Origin of the sequence: Streptosporangium sp. CA-115845, from assembly GCF_050943795.1 — a bacterium.
Lineage (GTDB): Bacteria > Actinomycetota > Actinomycetes > Streptosporangiales > Streptosporangiaceae > Streptosporangium.
On record NZ_CP191988.1, the window covers coordinates 4,282,521 to 4,300,896 of the forward strand.

17 protein-coding genes are annotated in these 18,376 nt (G+C 70.9%); 11 read left to right on the plus strand and 6 right to left on the minus strand.

What is annotated here, in order from left to right; all coding sequences use genetic code 11:
* Window positions 1-15: 15 nt before the first annotated feature.
* Entirely contained in the window at window positions 16-783 is a 768-nt protein-coding gene (locus ACQP0P_RS21775) for a 2,3-dihydro-2,3-dihydroxybenzoate dehydrogenase (protein ID WP_433379967.1), read from the minus strand.
* Window positions 784-1,172: 389 nt separating this feature from the next.
* Between ACQP0P_RS21775 and ACQP0P_RS21780 the strand changes: the two genes are divergently transcribed.
* The gene (locus ACQP0P_RS21780; RefSeq protein ID WP_433379970.1) at window positions 1,173-1,382 is read left to right on the plus strand and encodes an MbtH family protein; all 210 of its coding nucleotides are present in this window, start codon (window positions 1,173-1,175) and stop codon (window positions 1,380-1,382) included.
* 120 nt (window positions 1,383-1,502) lie between these two features.
* Here ACQP0P_RS21780 and ACQP0P_RS21785 read toward each other — a convergent pair whose 3' ends face one another.
* From ACQP0P_RS21785 to ACQP0P_RS21795, 3 genes are all read right to left on the minus strand, one after another.
* Complete coding sequence (locus tag ACQP0P_RS21785) at window positions 1,503-2,843, minus strand: RNA polymerase sigma factor (RefSeq protein WP_433379973.1); 1,341 nt, start codon at window positions 2,841-2,843, stop codon at window positions 1,503-1,505.
* Window positions 2,844-3,035: 192 nt separating this feature from the next.
* Window positions 3,036-3,392: a hypothetical protein gene (locus ACQP0P_RS21790; protein WP_433379976.1), complete on the minus strand. Its 357-nt coding sequence runs from the start codon at window positions 3,390-3,392 to the stop codon at window positions 3,036-3,038.
* 49 nt (window positions 3,393-3,441) lie between these two features.
* Window positions 3,442-4,617, minus strand: a complete 1,176-nt coding sequence (locus ACQP0P_RS21795) for an AMP-binding protein (protein ID WP_433382005.1) — start codon at window positions 4,615-4,617, stop codon at window positions 3,442-3,444.
* Between the two features lie 116 nt (window positions 4,618-4,733).
* Between ACQP0P_RS21795 and menB the strand changes: the two genes are divergently transcribed.
* Window positions 4,734-5,588, plus strand: coding sequence for a 1,4-dihydroxy-2-naphthoyl-CoA synthase (gene menB / locus ACQP0P_RS21800; RefSeq protein WP_433382008.1), 855 nt, complete (start codon window positions 4,734-4,736; stop codon window positions 5,586-5,588).
* A 115-nt stretch (window positions 5,589-5,703) separates the two neighbouring features.
* Window positions 5,704-7,362: a 2-succinyl-5-enolpyruvyl-6-hydroxy-3-cyclohexene-1-carboxylic-acid synthase gene (menD, locus tag ACQP0P_RS21805; RefSeq protein WP_433379979.1), complete on the plus strand. Its 1,659-nt coding sequence runs from the start codon at window positions 5,704-5,706 to the stop codon at window positions 7,360-7,362.
* A gap of 36 nt (window positions 7,363-7,398) precedes the next feature.
* Here the strand turns inward: menD and ACQP0P_RS21810 are convergent, their stop codons facing one another.
* Window positions 7,399-8,130, minus strand: coding sequence for an ABC transporter permease (locus ACQP0P_RS21810; RefSeq protein ID WP_433379982.1), 732 nt, complete (start codon window positions 8,128-8,130; stop codon window positions 7,399-7,401).
* Window positions 8,127-8,813, minus strand: coding sequence for an ATP-binding cassette domain-containing protein (locus ACQP0P_RS21815; RefSeq protein WP_433379985.1), 687 nt, complete (start codon window positions 8,811-8,813; stop codon window positions 8,127-8,129). The genes ACQP0P_RS21810 and ACQP0P_RS21815 overlap by 4 nt, the downstream gene beginning before the upstream one ends.
* Window positions 8,814-8,969: 156 nt before the next feature.
* Between ACQP0P_RS21815 and ACQP0P_RS21820 the strand changes: the two genes are divergently transcribed.
* The 8 genes from ACQP0P_RS21820 to clpB all read left to right on the plus strand — a co-directional run bounded on the left by ACQP0P_RS21820 (window position 8,970) and on the right by clpB (window position 18,243).
* On the plus strand, window positions 8,970-10,070 hold the full coding sequence (locus ACQP0P_RS21820; protein WP_433379988.1) for a sensor histidine kinase: 1,101 nt from the start codon (window positions 8,970-8,972) through the stop codon (window positions 10,068-10,070).
* Between the two features lie 187 nt (window positions 10,071-10,257).
* On the plus strand, window positions 10,258-10,899 hold the full coding sequence (locus ACQP0P_RS21825; protein ID WP_433379991.1) for a response regulator: 642 nt from the start codon (window positions 10,258-10,260) through the stop codon (window positions 10,897-10,899).
* Between the two features lie 186 nt (window positions 10,900-11,085).
* Complete coding sequence (locus tag ACQP0P_RS21830; protein WP_433379994.1) at window positions 11,086-11,568, plus strand: general stress protein; 483 nt, start codon at window positions 11,086-11,088, stop codon at window positions 11,566-11,568.
* Between the two features lie 152 nt (window positions 11,569-11,720).
* Window positions 11,721-13,628, plus strand: a complete 1,908-nt coding sequence (gene dnaK / locus ACQP0P_RS21835; protein ID WP_433379997.1) for a molecular chaperone DnaK — start codon at window positions 11,721-11,723, stop codon at window positions 13,626-13,628.
* Window positions 13,621-14,280, plus strand: a complete 660-nt coding sequence (locus ACQP0P_RS21840; RefSeq protein ID WP_433380000.1) for a nucleotide exchange factor GrpE — start codon at window positions 13,621-13,623, stop codon at window positions 14,278-14,280. Before dnaK ends, ACQP0P_RS21840 begins: the two co-directional genes overlap by 8 nt.
* Window positions 14,277-15,230 carry a DnaJ C-terminal domain-containing protein gene (locus ACQP0P_RS21845; protein WP_433380003.1) on the plus strand — a complete coding sequence of 318 codons (954 nt, stop codon included), beginning with the start codon at window positions 14,277-14,279 and terminating at the stop codon, window positions 15,228-15,230. The genes ACQP0P_RS21840 and ACQP0P_RS21845 overlap by 4 nt, the downstream gene beginning before the upstream one ends.
* Complete coding sequence (locus tag ACQP0P_RS21850; RefSeq protein ID WP_433380006.1) at window positions 15,227-15,646, plus strand: chaperone modulator CbpM; 420 nt, start codon at window positions 15,227-15,229, stop codon at window positions 15,644-15,646. Before ACQP0P_RS21845 ends, ACQP0P_RS21850 begins: the two co-directional genes overlap by 4 nt.
* Window positions 15,643-18,243, plus strand: coding sequence for an ATP-dependent chaperone ClpB (gene clpB / locus ACQP0P_RS21855; protein WP_433382011.1), 2,601 nt, complete (start codon window positions 15,643-15,645; stop codon window positions 18,241-18,243). The genes ACQP0P_RS21850 and clpB overlap by 4 nt, the downstream gene beginning before the upstream one ends.
* Window positions 18,244-18,376: the final 133 nt, after the last annotated feature.

Below are 18,376 nucleotides of genomic sequence, written 5' to 3' on the forward strand. Positions count from 1 at the left end.
ACCTTTCGGGGGATCTCATGCCCGGAGCGTGGCGCCGCCGTCCACGTACAGGTCTTGCATGGTGATGTGCCGGGCACGGTCTGAGGCGAGGAACAGCACCGCCTCGGCGATGTCCGAGGGATCGGCCAGCCGGCCCAGCGGAATGCCCACGCGGTAGGAGGACGGATCTCCCTCAAGCACGGTGCGGGGGTCGAGCCCCGCCTGCATCGCGGTGTCCGTCGATCCGGGTGAGACCACGTTGCAGCGGATGCCGTGGCGGGCGAGTTCCAGCCCGGCGCATCGGGTGAACATGACCGCGGCGGCCTTGGAGGCCGCGTATGCCGCCATGCCGACGCGCGGCACGCCCGCGGCGTTGGAGGCCACGGTGACGACCGTCCCGCGACCGCGGGGGATCATGTGGCGGGTCACGGCGCGGACGGCGTGGAAGACCCCGCCGGCGTTCACCGCGAACACGTGCTCCCAGTCATCGGCGCTCAGATCGGTCACCGCGCCGGTACGCAGCACGCCCGCGACGTTGACCAGGACGCCGATCGGTCCCAGTTCGTTCTCGACCCTGCTGACGACGGCGTCAACCTGGCGGGGGTCCCTGACGTCGGCCAGGTGGCGGGCGATCGGCTCTGGCCGGCTCTCCCAGGGCTCGTCGCGCACATCGACTCCGGCCACGATCATCCCGGCACGGGCGAGAGCCGTCGCGACGGCGGCGCCGATGCCTCCCGCGGCGCCCGTGACAAGGGCCACCGTCCCGGGGAGGCCGGGATGGTCTTGCCTGTTGGTCACATACACCTCACTAAATTACTTAGGTTAGCCTTGCCTCATTTGCATCATGTGTCAGAGGGCGTCAGGTGGGCGTGGAAGGTGATCTGGTCATGATGATATGCCTCTTGACGTCGGCGTCAATAAGAGGAATTTTAGGTTAGGCTTGCCTAATTAAAACCTGTCTCAGGGGTCTCTCCGGTCACTCGTTCGGCGCCGTGGCCGGGTCTTCCTCCGAGAGTGCCAAGTGATCCTTCATCCACGCCCCGGATGCCTGGATCCGGGAGGGGAGCGACGGTCGTCACGTGTCCATCCGGCAGCTGACCTCCGTGCGCGTCGCTCGCCTCCCCTCCCTGAGAGGGGCACACGATTCCGATCTCCGGGCCAGGTGCCCGGGATGTTCCCGCTGGAGGTATTCGATGACCAATCCGTTCGACGACGAGAGCGCGCCGTTCCTGGTGCTGGTGAACGCGGAGGGGCAGCACTCGCTGTGGCCCGCGTTCGCCGACGTCCCCGGGGGCTGGGAGGTCGCCCACGGTGAGGACTCCCGCGCCGGGTGCCTGGCCTACGTCGAAGGCTCCTGGACCGACATGCGCCCCAGGAGCCTTGTCAGCGCGCTGGGCGGCTGAGCGCCGCTTCGCGGCCCCGTGCGATCCTCGGGGCCGCGAGGGCCCTCGCGGCGGTCCAGGAGACGGCGAAGGGCGCCCTCACGGACCGGGAGGTCTCGCGGGGGCGCCCTTCGAGGCGGGTCAGCTGGCCCAGTCGAGCAGCGGGCGTGTGTTGCTGGGGTGGCGGAGCTTGGAGAGCGACTCCTTCTCCAGCTGGCGGATGCGCTCGCGGGTCAGGCCGAGGTGCTTGCCGATCTCGTCGAGAGTGTGGGGCTTACCGTCGATGAGACCGAAGCGCAAGGCCATGATCTTGGCTTCCCGCGGGGAGAGGTTGCCGAGCACACCGCGCAACTGCTCGCCCAGCAGCTGGCGGTCGACGACCTCCGAGGCCTCGGGCGAGTCGATGTCCTCGATGAGGTCACCGATGGTGGTCTCGCCGTCCTCGCCGATGGTGGCGTTGAGGCTGATCGGCTGGCGGCTGGTGCGCAGCAGCTCCTCGATCTGGTCGGGAGTCCTGTCCAGCTCCACGGCAAGCTCGTCCGGCGTGGGCTCGCGGCCCAGGCGCTGGTGCATGTCGCGCTCGATGCGCGACAGCTTGGAGAGCATCTCCAGCACGTGCACCGGCAGCCTGATGGTGCGGGCCGAGTCGGCGAAGCCACGCTGGATGGCCTGGCGGATCCACCACATGGCGTAGGTGGAGAACTTGTAGCCCTTGGTGTAGTCGAACTTCTCCACCGCGCGGATCAGGCCGAGGTTGCCCTCCTGGACCACGTCGAGCAGGGCCATGCCCCGGTCCGTGTATTTCTTCGCCACGGAGACGACCAGGCGGAGGTTGGCCTCCAGCATGTGGTCCTTGGCCCGGCGGCCGTCCTCGGCGATCCACTCCAGGTCGTCGCGCATGACCGCGGACAGGCCCGGCTCGGCCTCCAGCTTGGACTCGGCGTACAGGCCGGCCTCGATGCGCTTGGCCAGCTCGACCTCCTGGGCGGCGGTGAGCAGGGTGCGACGGCCGATCGACTTCAGATAGGTGTGCACGGAGTCGCCCATGACGGAGGAGTGGTCGTCCAGGTCGAAGGTCGACTCGGTCTCCGTCTCGGACTCCGGCTCCTCCGGGGGGTTCCACTCGTCGTCCGCCTCCGCGGTGGCGTCCTTGGCCTTGCCCACGGCCACGGCCTCGGTCTTGGCCGATGCCTTCTTCGCGGGTGCGGGCTTCGCCTTGCGGGCGGTGCTCTTGCGGGTGGTGGTCTTCGCCGCCCTGGCGGTGGCAGGGGAGAGCACGGGCTCGTTCTCGGCGGCCAGGCTGACGCCGGCCTCGGTGAGCTCTCGCAGGATCGCCCTGCCCTCGGTGGGGCTGATGCCCGCCTCGGCGAAGGCGCGGCGCAGCTCCGCGAGTGAAAGGTGGCCCTGAACTCGCCCTCGGTCAATGAGCTGTTCGAGGGTCGTCGGGGCTTCAGATGAGGCCGCCACGGCGGTCGGGGGCATGAGGACACCTCCTCCATCACGGAGTCGTCTGATTACGGTTTTCAGTCGTCGGGTGGGGCGGTCTGGGGCCGCTCGGCGCACCAGTACCAATAACCACAGCCAAGAACTTTCTGTTCCCGACTTGACTCGGAAAATATGATGGGTGGACCGTCCTCTCGGCGATCCACCCGCGTATGAGTGCCTGGTACGGCCCTATTCGGTCACGTCCGAGGAATCCTCGATCACGTCCAGAGGGCCCTCGACCATGGGCATCGGGAAGGGTTCGGCCTCCTCCATGCGGTGCTCCGTCCAGTAGCCGACGACCTTCTCCGGATCCGGGTTGACCTTCTCGGAGATCACATAGCCCTCCGAGGACGGGGGCGGTGCCGTCGGCGACGGCACCTGCGAGGGCGGGGCGGGGTCGTGCGGGGCGACCGGCACCGGCTCGCCCGATGTTCTCCCGGTCTTCCCGATGCCTCCCGCCGCGGCGGCCGCCGTGACGGAGATGCCACCGGCCAGGACCAGGCTCACGATTCCAGCCGAGACCCATGTCTTCCGGGTGACGTTCATCGAGATTGTCCTCCTGCTTCGGCTATCCCTTGGACGTGTGACAGCGTCTTCACGGTTCCCGGTCACGACCATAACGGAGAGTTTCCAGGTCCGGCTTGCCATTGGCCAAAAGTGGTATTTCGGTCATTACGATCAGCTCGGCGGGGGCCGCGTAGGCGGGTAGCCGTTCCTTGGCGAAGGCGCGCAACTCGGCCAGGGACGGCGGGGCCTGCGAAACGACGAAGGCCACTACCCGTTCGCCCCACTCGGGATCGGGGCGGCCGACCACGGCGACGTCGGTGATCGCGGGATGCTCGGCCACCGCGGCGGCCACCGCCGCGGCGACGACCTTCTCGCCCCCGGTGTTGATGACGTCGTCGGCCCGCCCCAGCACGCGCAGCCGCCCGTCGTCCAGGGTGCCCAGATCCGAGGTGAGGAACCAGTCGCCGTCGCGCACGGCCTCGGTGAGGCCGCGCCTGAGCCGGTAGCCGGAGAACAGCACCGGCCCGCTCAGGCGGATCCTGCCGTCGCCGCCGATGCCGATCCCCACCCCGTCGAGGGGCTCGCCGTCGTAGACGCACCCGCCGCAGGTCTCGCTCATGCCGTACGTGGTGACCACCCGTGCGCCGGCCGCGCGGGCCGCGTCGAGCAGGTCGGGGGGAGCGGCGGCACCGCCGAGCAGGATCGTTTTGAACACCGACAGATCCGCGTGGAGCAGGCGGCGCAGCTGGGTGGGCACCAGCGAGACATGGTCCGCACCGCTGGCGAGCACCGCCTCGGGGGAGAACCCCTCGTGCGTGATCGGCTCGGTCCCGCCCAGTAGCGACCTCACCAGAACCTGCAGGCCGGACACGTGGGAGGGGGGCAGGCAGCAGAGCCAGCGCTCGCTCGCCTCCGCGTCCAGGCGCCGCAGCGAGGCCGACGCCGAAGCCCTCAGCGCCTCGGCCGACAGTTGCACGCCCTTCGGAGTGCCGGTCGAACCGCTGGTGGCGATGACCACCGCCACCTCGGCGGGCACCCCGACGCCGTCCTCGCGGCGGACCCCGTCGACGTGGGTCGGGCGCAGCGCCTCCAGCGTCGCCCGCAGTGCGGGGGTGGGCAGGGAGGGGGAGAGGGGCAGGATGGCCGGGCCCTGGCCGTCCAGTGCCGAGCCGACGGCCCGGAACAGCTCCGGACCCGCCGCGGACACCACGGCGTGCAGTTCTCGTTGCACGGAAAGCCACTCCTCGTGCACAGGAATGGTCATCACAGTCGTAAGGTTAGTGCCGAAAGCCGGACAACGGCCGGGGACGGCCCCGGCACAGCGGAGGGGGCGAAGCAATCGTGGGCACGGAGAGAGTCGAGCCGGGCGCGAACGAGCAGGTGGCGGCGGAGACGACTCCCGAGCGGGACGGTGCGGTCGACTGGAAGAGGTCCGGCCAGTACGAGGACATCGTCTACGAGACCGGCGAGGGCATCGCCAAGATCACGATCAACCGTCCGGAGCGGCACAACGCGTTCCGTCCGACCACGCTCTTCGAGCTCAAGGAGGCCTTCAACGTAGCTCAGGAGGACTCCGAGGTCGGTGTGATCATCTTCACCGGTGCGGGCGACAGGGCCTTCTGTTCCGGCGGCGACCAGAAGATCCGCGGTGACGACGGCTACGTCGACAAGTCCACTCCGCACGTGGGCAGGCTCAACGTTCTGGACCTGCAGGTCCAGATCCGCCGCTGCCCCAAGCCGGTCATCGCGATGATCGCCGGTTACGCCATCGGCGGCGGCCACGTGCTGCACGTGTGCTGCGACCTGTCCATCGCCGCCGACAACGCGGTCTTCGGCCAGACCGGTCCCAAGGTCGGTTCCTTCGACGGCGGCTACGGCTCCTGGCTGCTGGCCGAGACCGTGGGCCTGAAGCGGGCCCGCGAGATCTGGTACCTCTGCCGCCAGTACGACGCGCAGACCGCCCTGAACTGGGGCCTGGTCAACGCGGTCGTTCCGCTCGCCGAGCTTGAGGCCGAGACGGTCAGATGGGCCAGGGAGATGCTGGAGAAGTCGCCGCTGGCACTGCGCATGCTCAAGGGCGCGCTGAACGCGGTGACCGACGGTGCCGCCGGGATGCAGCAGTTCGCCGGCGACGCCACCCTGCTCTACTACATGAGCGAGGAGGCGCAGGAGGGCCGCGACGCCTTCAAGGAGAAGCGCGCCCCCGACTTCGGCAGGTTCCCGCGCCGCCCCTAGGGGCAGCGAAGATCCGAACGGGTTCGGTCCCGAGGCGCACCGTCCCGCGTAGGCGAGGTCGATTTCGCGCGCCTCGGGATCTACCCTCCGGGTGCGGAGTTAAGGAGACGATGCGGTGAATCCCGCGACCGCGCTCGCGACCGTGCTGGTCGACGAGCTCGCCCGCTGCGGTGTCACGGACGTGGTGCTCGCGCCGGGGTCGCGCTCGGCGCCGCTCGCCCTCGCCGTGCACGCCGACAGCCGTATCCGGCTGCACGTGCGGGTGGACGAGCGCTCGGCCTCCTTCCTCGCGGTGGGGCTGGCCCGCCGCAGCGAGCGGCCGGTCGTCCTGATCTGCACCTCCGGCACCGCGGCGGCCAACTTCCATCCGGCCGTCATCGAGGCGCACGAGTCGGGGGTGCCGCTGCTGGTGCTCACCGCCGACCGCCCGCCCGAGCTGCGCGACACCGGCGCGAGCCAGACCGTCGACCAGATCAAGCTGTACGGCACGGCCGTCCGCTGGTTCAGCGAGGTCGGCGTGCCCGAGGATCGGCCGGGGCAGGTCGCCTACTGGCGGTCGCTGGCCTGCCGCGCCTACCAGCGCGCGCTGGGCCCGTACGACCCGGGCCCGGTCCACCTCAACGTGGCCTTCCGGGAACCGCTGATCCCTGACGGCGACCTCTCCTGGTGCGAGTCCCTGGAGAGCGACGCGCCAGGGCCGTGGATCCGCGCCAGGGTGGGCTCCCCGTCGGTGGCGCTGCACCTGCCGCCGACCCGGCGGGGTGTGCTCGTCGTCGGTGACGGCGCGACCAACGTGCGCCGGTACGTGGCGGCGGCGGGCATGGCCGGGTGGCCCGTCCTGTCGGAGCCCAACGGCGGCGCCCGCTACGGCGACCACGCGATGTCCACCTACCACTTCCTCCTCGGCACCCCGGAGTTCGCCGACCGGCACCGGCCGGACGTGGTGGTCACCCTGGGCCGTCCCGGGCTGTCACGGCCGCTGCTCAACTGGTTGAGGCACGCGGACGAGCACATCGTGGTCGCCGCCGACATGACCCGCTGGCCCGACCCGACCCGCTCGGCCACCCAGGCCGCCCAGGTGGTGGAGATCCCGATCCCGGCGGGCGACGACACGTGGCTGCACTCCTGGCGCCGCGCCGAGACGGCGGCCAGGACCGCGATCGACGACGTGCTGGACGGGACCGGGCTCAGCGAGCCGCGCCTGGCCCGCGACCTGGTGGACGCGCTGCCCAACGGGTCCCTGCTGTTCTCCGGCTCCTCCATGCCGATCCGTGACCTCGACCAGGCGATGCGCTCCCGGCGGGGACTGCGGATCCTGGCCAACCGGGGAGCGGCGGGAATCGACGGCGTGGTGTCGGCCGCGATGGGCGCGGCCCTCGCCCACAACGGTCCCTCCTACGCCCTGATGGGCGATCTGACCTTCCTGCACGACCAGAACGGGCTGGTCCTCAGCCCGCGCGAGCCCCGTCCCGACCTCTGTCTGGTCGTGGTGAACAACGACGGCGGCGGGATCTTCTCGCTGCTTCCCCAGGCCACGCTCCGCGACCCCTTCGAGCGGATCTTCGGCACCGCGCACGGGGTGGACCTGGGCTACGTGGCAGCCGCCACCGGCACGCCGTACACCTTCGTGAACGAGCCGGGCCAGCTGGTGAAGGCGCTGCGCGGTGAGGGGCTGCGCATCGTCGAGGTGCGCACGGAGCGGGAGTCCAACGCGACGCTGCACGGCATGATGCGTGACGCGGCCCACGCCGCCGTCCGCGATGTCATGTCGTGACGCCCGCCCCCGTGTCTGTGTCTGTGTACGGCGAGGTCAGGTGATGTCGCGGCGCAGCGTCAGCGCGCGAGCGGCGAGCACGATCACCACGACATAGCCGGCGAACAGCAGCCCGCCCCCCCAGGCGGGCAGCAGCTCGTCGCCCTGCATGTTCATGCCGCCCAGGGCGCGGGCCGCCCCGGTCGGCAGCCACCGGCCCAGGCCGGGCAGGAGCATGGTGAGCAGGTAGTCGGCGTACATGAACCAGACCAGCGCCACCGCCACCGCCGCGACCTGGTTGCGGACCAGAGCTCCGAGGCCCACTCCGAGCAGGCCGTACAGGACGACGCTGAGCACCGAGCCGAGCAGTACCACCGGCACCCGGGGGGTCCACACGGGATGACCGGCCAGGCTCAGCATGACCAGGCCCGCAGCCAGCGTGACCAGCGCCGACACGGCGCCGACGAGCAGCCCGACGATCCCGTACGCGGCCAGCTTCGCCCCCACCACCCTCTCCCGCCGAGGGGTGACCAGGAACTGCCAGGTGATCGTCTGGTGGCGGTTCTCCCCGGCCGTGCCCAGGACACCGAGGATCAGGGCGAAGACATAGGACTGCTGGGCCATGTTGTAGACGTTCTCGATCTGCGGCGCCGTCGCGCCGCTCGATTCCGCCAGTGCGACCATCAGCCCCGCCCAGAGCACGCACAGCGGGGGCGCCAGGGCGACGAGGATCCAGGTGACGCGGCTCGCGCGGGCCTTGAACAGCTCGGCGCGGATCAGGCGGCTCATCCGGTCACCTTCACGTACAGCTCCTCCAGGTCGGTCTGCGGGGTCAGCGTGCCCTGCCAGGCGAGGCGGCCCGCGGTAAGGATGATCACGTGGTCGGCGATCTGCCGGATCTCGGCGAGCACGTGTGTGGAGACCAGGACCGTGCGGCCCTGGTGGGTGTAGGCCCGCAGGAAGCCCCGCAGCCAGCGCATGCCCGCCGGGTCCAGGCCATTGGCGGGCTCGTCGAGGATGAGGGTCTCCGGGTCTCCCAGCAGGGCGGTGGCCAGGGCGAGCCGCTGGCGCATGCCCAGGGAGAAACCCCCTACCCTGCGGTCGGCCGCGGCGGTGAGGTCGACCTGCTCCAGCGCGTGCGCCACGCGCGCGGGATCCAGCCCCGCGGCGAGGCGGAGCGCCTCCAGGTGCGCGCGGGCGCTCAGCCCGGGGTGGAAGGCCGTCGACTCCAGTACCGCGCCGACCGTGGCGACGGGCCGGTCCAGGTCACGGTAGGCCGTGCCGCCGATCGTGGCGGTGCCGCCGGTGGGCGCGACCAGGCCGAGGATCATGCGCAGGGTGGTGGTCTTGCCCGCCCCGTTGGGGCCGAGAAAGGCGGTGAGCGTTCCTCGCTCCACGGTGAAGGACAGATCGTCCACGGCGCGCACCTCACCGAACGACTTGCCGAGATGCGTGACGCTGATTGCTGACATGGCCTCGACAATGACCTGCCGGCAGGCGTTGGTGAATGGTTCCGGAGGTGGAGCCGGCAACCTCCACCCGGAAGGGGACCGTTGTGCGGTCGGCTGGAGGCATCTCCACCCTGGGGTCCATGGTCCCTTTCCGGCGGGCACCGGTAGCTTGTCGTCGTGGCCATCCTCCGCAGCCCGCCCGTGCGCAGGCTTCTCGCCGTCCTGCTGGTGGGATACCTGCTCTTCGGCCCGGTGGCCGCCGCCGTCGAGGTGGGACCGCCCGGGCTGTTCGCGGTGATCCCGATCGGCGCCCTCACCCTGGGCTGTTGCCTGTGGGCGCTGTGCGGTGAGGACCTCCGGCGCAACGTCTCGCTGCTCGCCCTCACCCTGGCCGGAGGGCTCGCCCTGCACGCGATCAGCCTCTACAGCGGGATGGGGTTCCTGTACGTCGTCGTCTTCGTCGCACCGTTCAAGGCTCGCTTCTGGCCGGGGGCGGCGCTGGTCACGGCCGACCTCGTCGGCGTGACGGCGCTCTCCTTCGCCCTGGGCATCCCTTCCGGGGCCGTCTGGGGCAACACCGCCGGGCTCGCCTATTCGGCGGTCTTCGTCTTCCTGCTGCGGCATGTGAAGACGACCAGGGAGCACGGAGCGGCACTCGCCGAGGCGCGGGCGGGCGAGGCCGTGCTCGCTGAGCGGGCGCGGCTGGCCAGGGAGGTCCACGACATCCTGGCTCACTCGCAGTCGGCGCAGATCCTCCATCTGGAGGGGGCGCGGCTGCTGCTGGAGCGGGGCGACGATCCGGCGGCGGCGCTCGACCGGGTCGAGCGGGCGGTGCGGCTGGCACGGACCGGGCTGGAGGAGACCCGCCGGGCACTCGACGCGCTGCGCGGCGAGGAGTTGCCGCTGGCCGAGCGGCTGGAGCGGCTGGCTGTGGAGTTCCGGTCGGTGACCGGGGCGTCCTGCACGGTCTCGGTCACCGGGAACCTCGACTCGCTGAAGGCCGGAGCCCGGCTGGCGGTGGCCAGGACCGCTCAGGAGGCGTTGACGAACGTGCGCAAGCACGCGCCGGGCGCCGCGGTCTGGGTGGCGCTGCGCCGCGTCGAGGGCTGGTGTGAGCTGGAGGTGTGCGACACCGGTGGCCGGCCGGGCCGGCTGGCGTCGTTGGGAGGAGGGTACGGGCTGGTGGGGATGCGCGAGCGGGCCGAGCTGATCGGCGGGTCGCTGGCCGCGAGGCCGGGTACGGAGGGCTTCAGGGTCCTCCTGCGGGTCCCGGCGTGAGTCGCCCACGGCGCGGCGCCGCCGCGGGGGCGGGCACCGCGCCGTGGACGACTCACGCCGGTGCCGGTGCCGGTGCCGGTGCCGGTGCCGGTGCGGGGGCGGCGGCGCGCGATCGCGACGCGGTTCCGCCCCGGCGGGAGAGGCGCCGGGGAGCGCGAGCGGGTTCGAGGGACGCGGGGGTGCCGAGGTGACCGTGCGGGTGCTGGTGGCCGACGATCAGACGGTGGTGCGCGAGGGGCTGGTGCTGCTGCTGGGGCTGCTGCCCGGTATCGAGGTCGCCGGTGCGGCGGCCGACGGCGGGGAGGCGGTCCGGCTCGTCGGCGAGCTCAGGCCCGACGTGGTCCTGATGGACCTGCGGATGCCCCGGATGGACGGGGTGGAGGCGACCCGCAGGATCAGGGCGGCCCACCCGGAGGTCCATGTGGTGGTCCTGACGACGTACTCCGACGACGAGTCGGTCTTCGCCGCGCTGGGCGCCGGGGCGCGGGGCTATCTGACCAAGGACACCGACGCCGAGTCCCTGGCCTCGGCCATCGCGACCGTGGTCGAGGGGCAGGCTCAGTTCGACCCCGGTATCCAGCGGCGGCTGGCCGAGGCGGTGACCGTGAACCGCCGCGCGCCGGACCTGCCCGACGGGCTCACCCGCCGGGAGAGCGAGGTACTGCGGCTGATAGCGGCGGGCCGCTCGAACGTGGAGATCGCCGGAGAGCTGTTCGTCTCCGAGGCGACGGTCAAGACCCACATCAACAACCTCTTCGCCAAGGCGGGACTGCGCGACCGTGCCCAGGCCGTGACGTACGCCTTCCGGCACGGTCTGGGACCTGACTGACCGCAACGGCGCGGGGGGGCGGAGACGACGGTGAGGCCGACGGTGAGGCCGACGGGGTGGCCGACGGGGGCGGAGCGGGGTACGAGGGAGATGACTGTCAGATCTGGGGATGTGGGGGCGCCGTCCCGAGAGGCATGGTGAGCGGGTAAGGATCCACTTCGCGGGTACCCGTTGAGGGGAAGTGCCATGCCATCAGATGTCACCTTGAAGGCCCATGAGGCGGTGGCGGGTTTCGGCACCTACGCCGAGGCCCAGCGTGCCGTGGACCAGCTCTCCGACCAGAAGTTCCCGGTCGAGCACACCCTGATCGTCGGAGTCGGACTCCGGCTCGTCGAGAGGGTGCTCGGGCGGCTGACCTACCTTCGCTCCGCGTTGATGGGAGCCGGTGCCGGTGCCTGGTTCGGCCTGCTGATCGGCCTGTTCTTCGCGATCTTCACTCCGGGCCGCTTCCCCTTCGTCCTGGTCCTGTGGGGCCTGATCTGGGGTGCCGTGGCCGGAGCGATCTTCGGGCTGATCGGCCACGCGCTCACCGGGGGCAAGCGTGATTTCCTCTCGTCGAGCTCGATCGTCGCCGACCGCTACGAGGTGCTGGTCGAGACCCCGTACGCGGCCGAGGCGCGCAGACTGCTCAACGTGGGCATGTCCCCGCAGATGCCACAGCAGATCTGATCGGCGTTCCCCGAGCAGGGCTCGCACCGCCGTGCCGTGCCCGCCACCTGGATCACCGGCCTTACCGGGGCGTGGAGTGATCAGGCCCGGGGATCGGGGCGGTGATGCCGTCCGGCGAGTGTCGTCGCCTTCATGTCGCACAGGAGATCAGCATGCCTAAAACAGTTGGAATCGACCTCGGCACCACCAACTCGGTGATCGCCACGATGGAGGGCGACAAGCCCACGGTGATCCCCAACGCCGAGGGGGTGCGGACGACGCCGTCGGTCGTGGCGTTCACCGAGAACGGTGAGCGCCTGGTCGGGCAGCTTGCCCGCCGCCAGGCGATCCTGAACCCCAAGGGAACGATCTACTCGGCCAAGCGCTTCATCGGCCGCCGCTACGACGAGGTCACCAGCGAGCTGAACGCCGTCTCGTTCGACGTCGTCCCCGGTCCGGACGGTGCCGTCCGCTTCAAGATCCACGAGAAGCTGTACGCGCCGGAGGAGATCGCCGCGGCCGTGCTGCGCAAGCTGGTGGACGACGCCTCGAAGTTCCTGGGGGAGAAGATCACCGAGGCGGTCATCACCGTGCCCGCGTACTTCAACGACTCCCAGCGCCAGGCCACCAAGGACGCGGGGAAGATCGCCGGCCTGGAGGTCCTGCGGATCGTCAACGAGCCGACCGCGGCGGCTCTCGCCTACGGCCTCGACCGCAAGGGGAACGAGACCGTGCTCGTCTTCGACCTGGGCGGCGGCACCTTCGACGTCAGCATCCTCGCCATCGGCGACGGCGTCGTCGAGGTACGGGCGACCGCGGGCGACACCCATCTGGGCGGTGACGACTTCGACCGGCGCATCGTCGACCACCTCGCCGACGAGTTCCAGCGGGACAACGGCATCGACCTGCGCCAGGATCCCCAGGCCCTGCAGCGGCTCTTCGAGGCCGCGGAGAAGGCCAAGGTCGAGCTGTCGGCGGTCAGCCAGACGCAGGTCAGCCTGCCCTTCATCACGGCGGACGCCTCGGGCCCCAAACACCTGAACGCCACGCTGCGGCGCTCCACCTTCGAGGAGATCACCGCCGACCTGCTCGAACGGTGCCAGCCCCCCATCCAGCAGGCCATGGCCGACGCCAAGCTCACCGCCGACGACATCGACGAGGTGATCCTGGTGGGCGGCTCGACCAGGATGCCCGCGGTGCAGAACCTGGTACGCCGCATGACGGGTGGCAAGGACCCGAACATGACGGTCAACCCCGACGAGGTCGTGGCGCTGGGCGCGGCGGTCCAGGCCGCCGTCATCAAGGGCGAGCTGAAGGACGTCGTGCTGCTGGACGTGACGCCGCTCTCCCTCGGCATCGAGACGCTCGGCGGGGTCATGACGAAGGTCATCGAGCGCAACACCACCATTCCGGCCCGCCGGTCCGAGGTGTTCAGCACCGCGGAGGACAACCAGACCGCCGTGGACGTCGCCGTGCTGCAGGGCGAGCGCGAGCGCGCCGCCGACAACCGTTCCCTCGGCCGGTTCCGGCTGGAGAACATCAGGCCCGCTCCGCGCGGCGTGCCGCAGGTCGATGTGACCTTCGACATCGACGCCAACGGGATCCTGAACGTCTCCGCCAAGGACAAGGACACCGGCGCCGAGCAGCGCATCACGATCAGTGAGAGCTCGAACCTGGACACCGGCGAGGTCGAGCGGATGGTCGCCGACGCCGAGCGGCACCGCGAGGAGGACCAGCGGATGCGGCAGGTCATCGACGCGCGCAACGAGCTCGACAGCGCCGCCTACCAGGTGGAGCACCGCCTGGCCGAGCTGGGTGAGTCGGTGCCCGTCCACGAGAAGGCGCGGGGCGAGATGCTGGTGAACGACGCCCGCGAGGCGATCAAGCAGGAGGCCCCGCTCGACCGGGTCCGCTCGCTCACCGCCGAGCTCCAGCAGGTCTACCACAGCCTCGGCGCGTCGGCCTCCGGTGCTTCCGGCCCGGGCGCCCCGGGGGAGGGCACGTCCGGGGCTCCGGGCGGCCGGGCGGGTGGCGGCAGGGACGACGACGTCATCGACGCGGAGTTCACGACCGATGAGTGAGGCAGCCGGGCAGGGCGGTCACCTCCCCGGTCATGAGCCGGATCCGCGTGGCAGGGAGCCGCGGGCCCAGGGCCGGCACGGCGGCCAGGAGGAACACGGTGGGAAGGCCCATGCGCGAGGGACGCGCGGCAAGGAGGCGCACGGTCAAGAGCAGCATGCCCAGGAGGCGCACGGGGAGGCAGGGGCCGCCCCTGCCGACCTCCAGGCCCGGGTCGAGGAGCTCCAGACCCTGGTGACCGACCTGCAGGACCGCTGGCGGCGCGCCCTCGCCGACCTCGACAACCTGCGCAAGCGCGTCAGCAGGGACACCGGGCGGATGCGGGAGGAGGAGCGGGCACGGGCCGCCGCCGAGTGGCTGCCCGTGCTGGACAACCTGGACCGTGCGCTGGAGCACGCGGAGACCGACCCCGCCTCCATCGTCGACGGGATGCGGGCGATCAGGGACCAGGCGCAGGAGGTGCTCTCCCGCCTCGGCTACCCACGCCGCGACGACGCCGGCGCCACGTTCGACCCGGCCAGGCACGAGGCGGTGGCCGTGCTCCCGCAGGAGGGCGTGCCCGACGGCACGGTCCTGCAGGTGGTGCGGCCCGGTTACGGAGACGGCGAACAACAGCTACGGCCCGCACTGGTCGTGGTGGCCAAGGGGGAATGATGCCCCCCGACCGCGACTTCTACGAGATCCTCGGAGTGCAGAGGGGCGCGAGCCAGGAGGAGATCCAGCGCGCCTACCGCAAGCTGGCGCGGGTCAACCACCCCGACGTCAACAAGGACCCGGCCGCCGAGGACCGCTTCAAGGAGGTCTCCGAGGCCTACAGCGTGCTGTCCGACCCCGCGACCCGGCGCCGCTACGACGCGTTCGGGCCGAACTTCCGCCAGGTGCCCGAGGATGTGGACCCCGAGACGTGGGCGCGCGCCCAAGGCCGCCGTGCGCGTGCCGGCGCGGGGGCGGGCCGTGCCGGCTGGGCCGGAGAGCAGGCCGGCTTCGGGGAGGGGATCGACCTCGACGACCTTCTCGAAGGGCTGTTCTCCGGACGGGGAGCGCGGGGAGGCAGGGCCGGTGGAGGCTGGGGGCCGATCCCCGGCGCCGACCAGGAGGCCGAGATCGAGCTGACCGTCGAGGAGGCCTACCGGGGCGGCCGCCGCTCGATCACCGTCGGCTCGCGCAGGCTGCAGATCGAGATTCCCGCGGGCGTCTCCGACGGGCAGCGCATCAGGCTGGCCGGGCAGGGTGGAAGGGGCGGCGACGGGGCACCCGCGGGTGACCTCTACCTGATCGTCAGGATCGCGCCGCACCCCCGGTACCGGGTCGAGGGGCGAGACATCCACGTCCTGCTCCAGGTCACCCCGTGGGAGGCGGCGCTCGGCGCCTCCGTCGCGGTCGACACCCCCGCGGGCGAGGCCAAGGTCAAGGTGCCGGCGGGCACCTCCAGCGGCAAGCGGCTGCGGCTGCGCGGCCGGGGGATGCCCAGTCCCCGGAACAAGGCGGGTGATCTGTACGCCGAGGTGCGGATCATGGTTCCGGCCCGGCTGCCGGAGGAGGAGCGGCGGCTGTTCGAGCAGCTCGCCGCCGTCTCCACGTTCGATCCGAGGAGACAGCGATGACCCACCCCTTCCCGGAGCGCAGGCCGCCCCACCCGGGGGCGCGGAGGGCGGCCCCGGCCGGGGGCTCCGCCTCCCGTCCGCGGAGGGCGCCTGGCGGAGTGGAGCGGACCTACCAGCTCACCAGGCCCGAGCGCCTGGATCTGGAGACGTTCGCCAGGGCGACGGGGACCCACCCCGAGCTGGTGCGGCGCCTTGTCGCGCTGGGCCTGCTCGACGCCGGGACCGACTCCGCCGGGCACCTGTGGTTCCCGCCTCCCGAAGTGCTCACCATGGCGCGGATCCGGCGGCTGCGGGCCGGGTTCTCGATCAACTATGCCGCGCTCGGCCTCGTACTGGATCTGCTGGACCGCATCGCCCAGTTGGAGGCCGCCCAGCGTGGGCGTTCCCGACTCACCGGAGGCTCGCCGTGGACATGAACCAGCTGACCCAGAAGTCGCAGGAGGCGCTGCACGACGCGCAGACCAAGGCCCTGCGCTTCGGGCACACCGAGGTGGACGGCGAGCACCTGCTGCTGGCGCTGCTCGACCAGCCGGAGGGGCTGATACCCCGCCTGCTCTCGTACGCGAACGTCGACACCGACAGGCTCAGGGGCGACCTGGAGGCGGAGCTGGGCCGCCGTCCCAAGGTGAGCGGCCCCGGCGCCGCGCCGGGCCAGGTCTATGTGACGCAGCGGCTCTCCCGCCTGCTGGACACGGCCAAACGGGAGGCCGACCGGCTCAAGGACGAGTACGTGTCGGTGGAGCACCTGCTCATCGCCCTGCTTGAGGAGGGCAGCTCGAGCTCCGCCGGGAGACTGCTGCACGATCAGGGACTGACCAGAGACGGCTTCCTCAAGGCGCTCACCTCGATCCGCGGCAACCAGCGGGTGACCTCCGCGATGCCCGAGGTGGCGTACGAGGCGCTGGAGAAGTACGGGCGCGACCTGGTGGCCGATGCCCTGTCGGGCAAGCTCGACCCGGTCATCGGGCGCGACGCCGAGATCCGCCGCGTCGTCCAGATCCTGTCCCGCAAGACGAAGAACAACCCCGTCCTGGTCGGTGACCCCGGCGTCGGCAAGACCGCCATCGTGGAGGGACTCGCGCAGCGGATCAGCCACGGGGACGTGCCGGAGGGACTCAAGGGCAAGACGGTCTTCAGTCTCGACATGGGCTCGCTGGTGGCCGGGGCCAAGTACCGGGGCGAGTTCGAGGAGCGTCTCAAGGCCGTGCTCAACGAGGTCAAGGCCGCCGAGGGGCGGATCCTGCTCTTCGTCGACGAGATGCACACCGTGGTGGGCGCCGGAGCGGCCGAGGGCGCCATGGACGCGGGCAACATGCTCAAGCCCATGCTGGCCCGCGGCGAGCTGCACATGATCGGGGCGACGACCCTCAGCGAGTACCGCAAGCACATCGAGAAGGACGCCGCACTGGAGCGCCGGTTCCAGCCGGTGATGGTCGACGAGCCCTCGGTCGAGGACGCCATCTCCATCCTGCGTGGCCTGCGCGAACGCCTGGAGATCTTTCACGGGGTGAAGATCCAGGACAGCGCGCTGGTGGCCGCCGTCGTGCTGAGCCACCGCTACATCTCCGACCGTTTCCTGCCGGACAAGGCCATCGACCTGGTGGACGAGGCGTGCGCGATGCTCCGTACCGAGATCGACTCGATGCCCGCCGCGCTCGACGAGCTCACCCGCAGGGTGATGCGCCTGGAGATCGAGGAGGCCGCGCTCGCCAAGGAGGAGGACCTCGCGAGCGGGGTCCGCCTGGAGGAACTGCGCGCGGAGCTCGCCGACGTGCGTGCCGAGGCCGACGCCATGCGGGCGCAGTGGGAGGCTGAGCGGCACGCGCTACGCGCCGTCCAGGGCCTGCGCGAGGAGATCGAACACGTACGCGCCGAAGCCGAGCGGGCCGAACGCGACTACGACCTCAACCGTGCCGCGGAACTGCGGCACGGCAAGCTGCCCGAGCTGGAGCGGCGGCTGGAGGCGGAGGAGGAGCGTCTGCTCTCCAAGCAGGGGACGGCGCGTCTGCTGCGCGAGGTCGTCACCGACGACGAGATCTCGATGATCGTCTCCCGGTGGACGGGCATCCCGGTGAGCCGCCTGCAGGAGGGCGAGCGGGAGAAGCTCCTGCGGCTCGACCAGATCCTGCACGAGCGGGTGATCGGCCAGGACGAGGCGGTGCGGCTGGTGGCCGACGCCGTCATCCGGGCCCGTTCCGGTATCAAGGACCCGCGCCGCCCGATCGGGTCGTTCATCTTCCTGGGACCGACGGGTGTCGGCAAGACCGAGCTGGCCAAGGCGCTCGCGGAGGCGCTCTTCGACACCGAGGACAACATGATCCGCATCGACATGAGCGAGTACCAGGAGCGGCACACGGTCAGCCGTCTCGTCGGCGCGCCTCCCGGCTACGTGGGGTATGAGGAGGGCGGCCAGCTGACCGAGGCCGTGCGGCGCAAGCCGTACTCCGTGGTGCTCTTCGACGAGGTGGAGAAGGCGCACGCGGATGTCTTCAACACGCTGCTGCAGGTGCTGGACGACGGGCGGCTCACCGACGCGCAGGGCAGGACCGTCGACTTCCGCAACACGGTCCTGATCATGACCTCCAACATCGGCTCCGTCTACCTCCTCGACGGCGTCACACCGAGCGGGGAGATCGAGCAGGAGGCGCAGCAGCGGGTGATGGCCGAGCTGCGCGCGCACTTCCGTCCCGAGTTCCTCAACCGCGTCGACGACATCGTGATCTTCAAGCCGCTCACCATGGAGGAGATCGAGCGCATCGTCGGCCTGATGTTCGTCGAGCTGCGGACCCGTCTCGAACAGCGGGGGATCCGGCTGGACGTCACCGAGGCGGCGCTCAGGTACATCGCCGAGCGGGGTTACGACCCGGTGTACGGCGCCCGCCCGCTGCGCCGGTTCATCTCCAGGGAGGTCGAGACGCGCATCGGCCGCGCGCTGCTGTCCGGGGAGGCGTACGAGGGGGGTGTGGTCCGGGTCGGCCTCGCCGAGGGCGAGCTCGACGTCACCTACGAATGAGGAGAACCGGCAATATCGTCAAATATTATGCAATGCCGGAACTGTGGGAAGAGGAACCGGATCCGGGCGGTGCCGTACCTGATGGTGGTCGGCGGCGGCCGCGTCGTGGCCGAGTGGGCGCGGGGCCCGCCTC

Bases quoted from the DNA above. Each gene is read 5' to 3' on its own strand.
- ACQP0P_RS21795 (WP_433382005.1), bottom strand. From the start codon at position 4,617: ATGACCATTCCTGTGCACGAGGAGTGGCTTTCCGTGCAACGAGAACTG.
- ACQP0P_RS21780 (WP_433379970.1), top strand. From the start codon at position 1,173: ATGACCAATCCGTTCGACGACGAGAGCGCGCCGTTCCTGGTGCTGGTG.
- ACQP0P_RS21815 (WP_433379985.1), bottom strand. From the start codon at position 8,813: ATGTCAGCAATCAGCGTCACGCATCTCGGCAAGTCGTTCGGTGAGGTG.
- dnaK (WP_433379997.1), top strand. From the start codon at position 11,721: ATGCCTAAAACAGTTGGAATCGACCTCGGCACCACCAACTCGGTGATC.
- ACQP0P_RS21830 (WP_433379994.1), top strand. From the start codon at position 11,086: ATGCCATCAGATGTCACCTTGAAGGCCCATGAGGCGGTGGCGGGTTTC.
- ACQP0P_RS21810 (WP_433379982.1), bottom strand. From the start codon at position 8,130: ATGAGCCGCCTGATCCGCGCCGAGCTGTTCAAGGCCCGCGCGAGCCGC.
- ACQP0P_RS21845 (WP_433380003.1), top strand. From the start codon at position 14,277: ATGATGCCCCCCGACCGCGACTTCTACGAGATCCTCGGAGTGCAGAGG.
- ACQP0P_RS21790 (WP_433379976.1), bottom strand. From the start codon at position 3,392: ATGAACGTCACCCGGAAGACATGGGTCTCGGCTGGAATCGTGAGCCTG.
- ACQP0P_RS21850 (WP_433380006.1), top strand. From the start codon at position 15,227: ATGACCCACCCCTTCCCGGAGCGCAGGCCGCCCCACCCGGGGGCGCGG.
- ACQP0P_RS21785 (WP_433379973.1), bottom strand. From the start codon at position 2,843: ATGCCCCCGACCGCCGTGGCGGCCTCATCTGAAGCCCCGACGACCCTC.
- ACQP0P_RS21840 (WP_433380000.1), top strand. From the start codon at position 13,621: ATGAGTGAGGCAGCCGGGCAGGGCGGTCACCTCCCCGGTCATGAGCCG.
- clpB (WP_433382011.1), top strand. From the start codon at position 15,643: ATGAACCAGCTGACCCAGAAGTCGCAGGAGGCGCTGCACGACGCGCAG.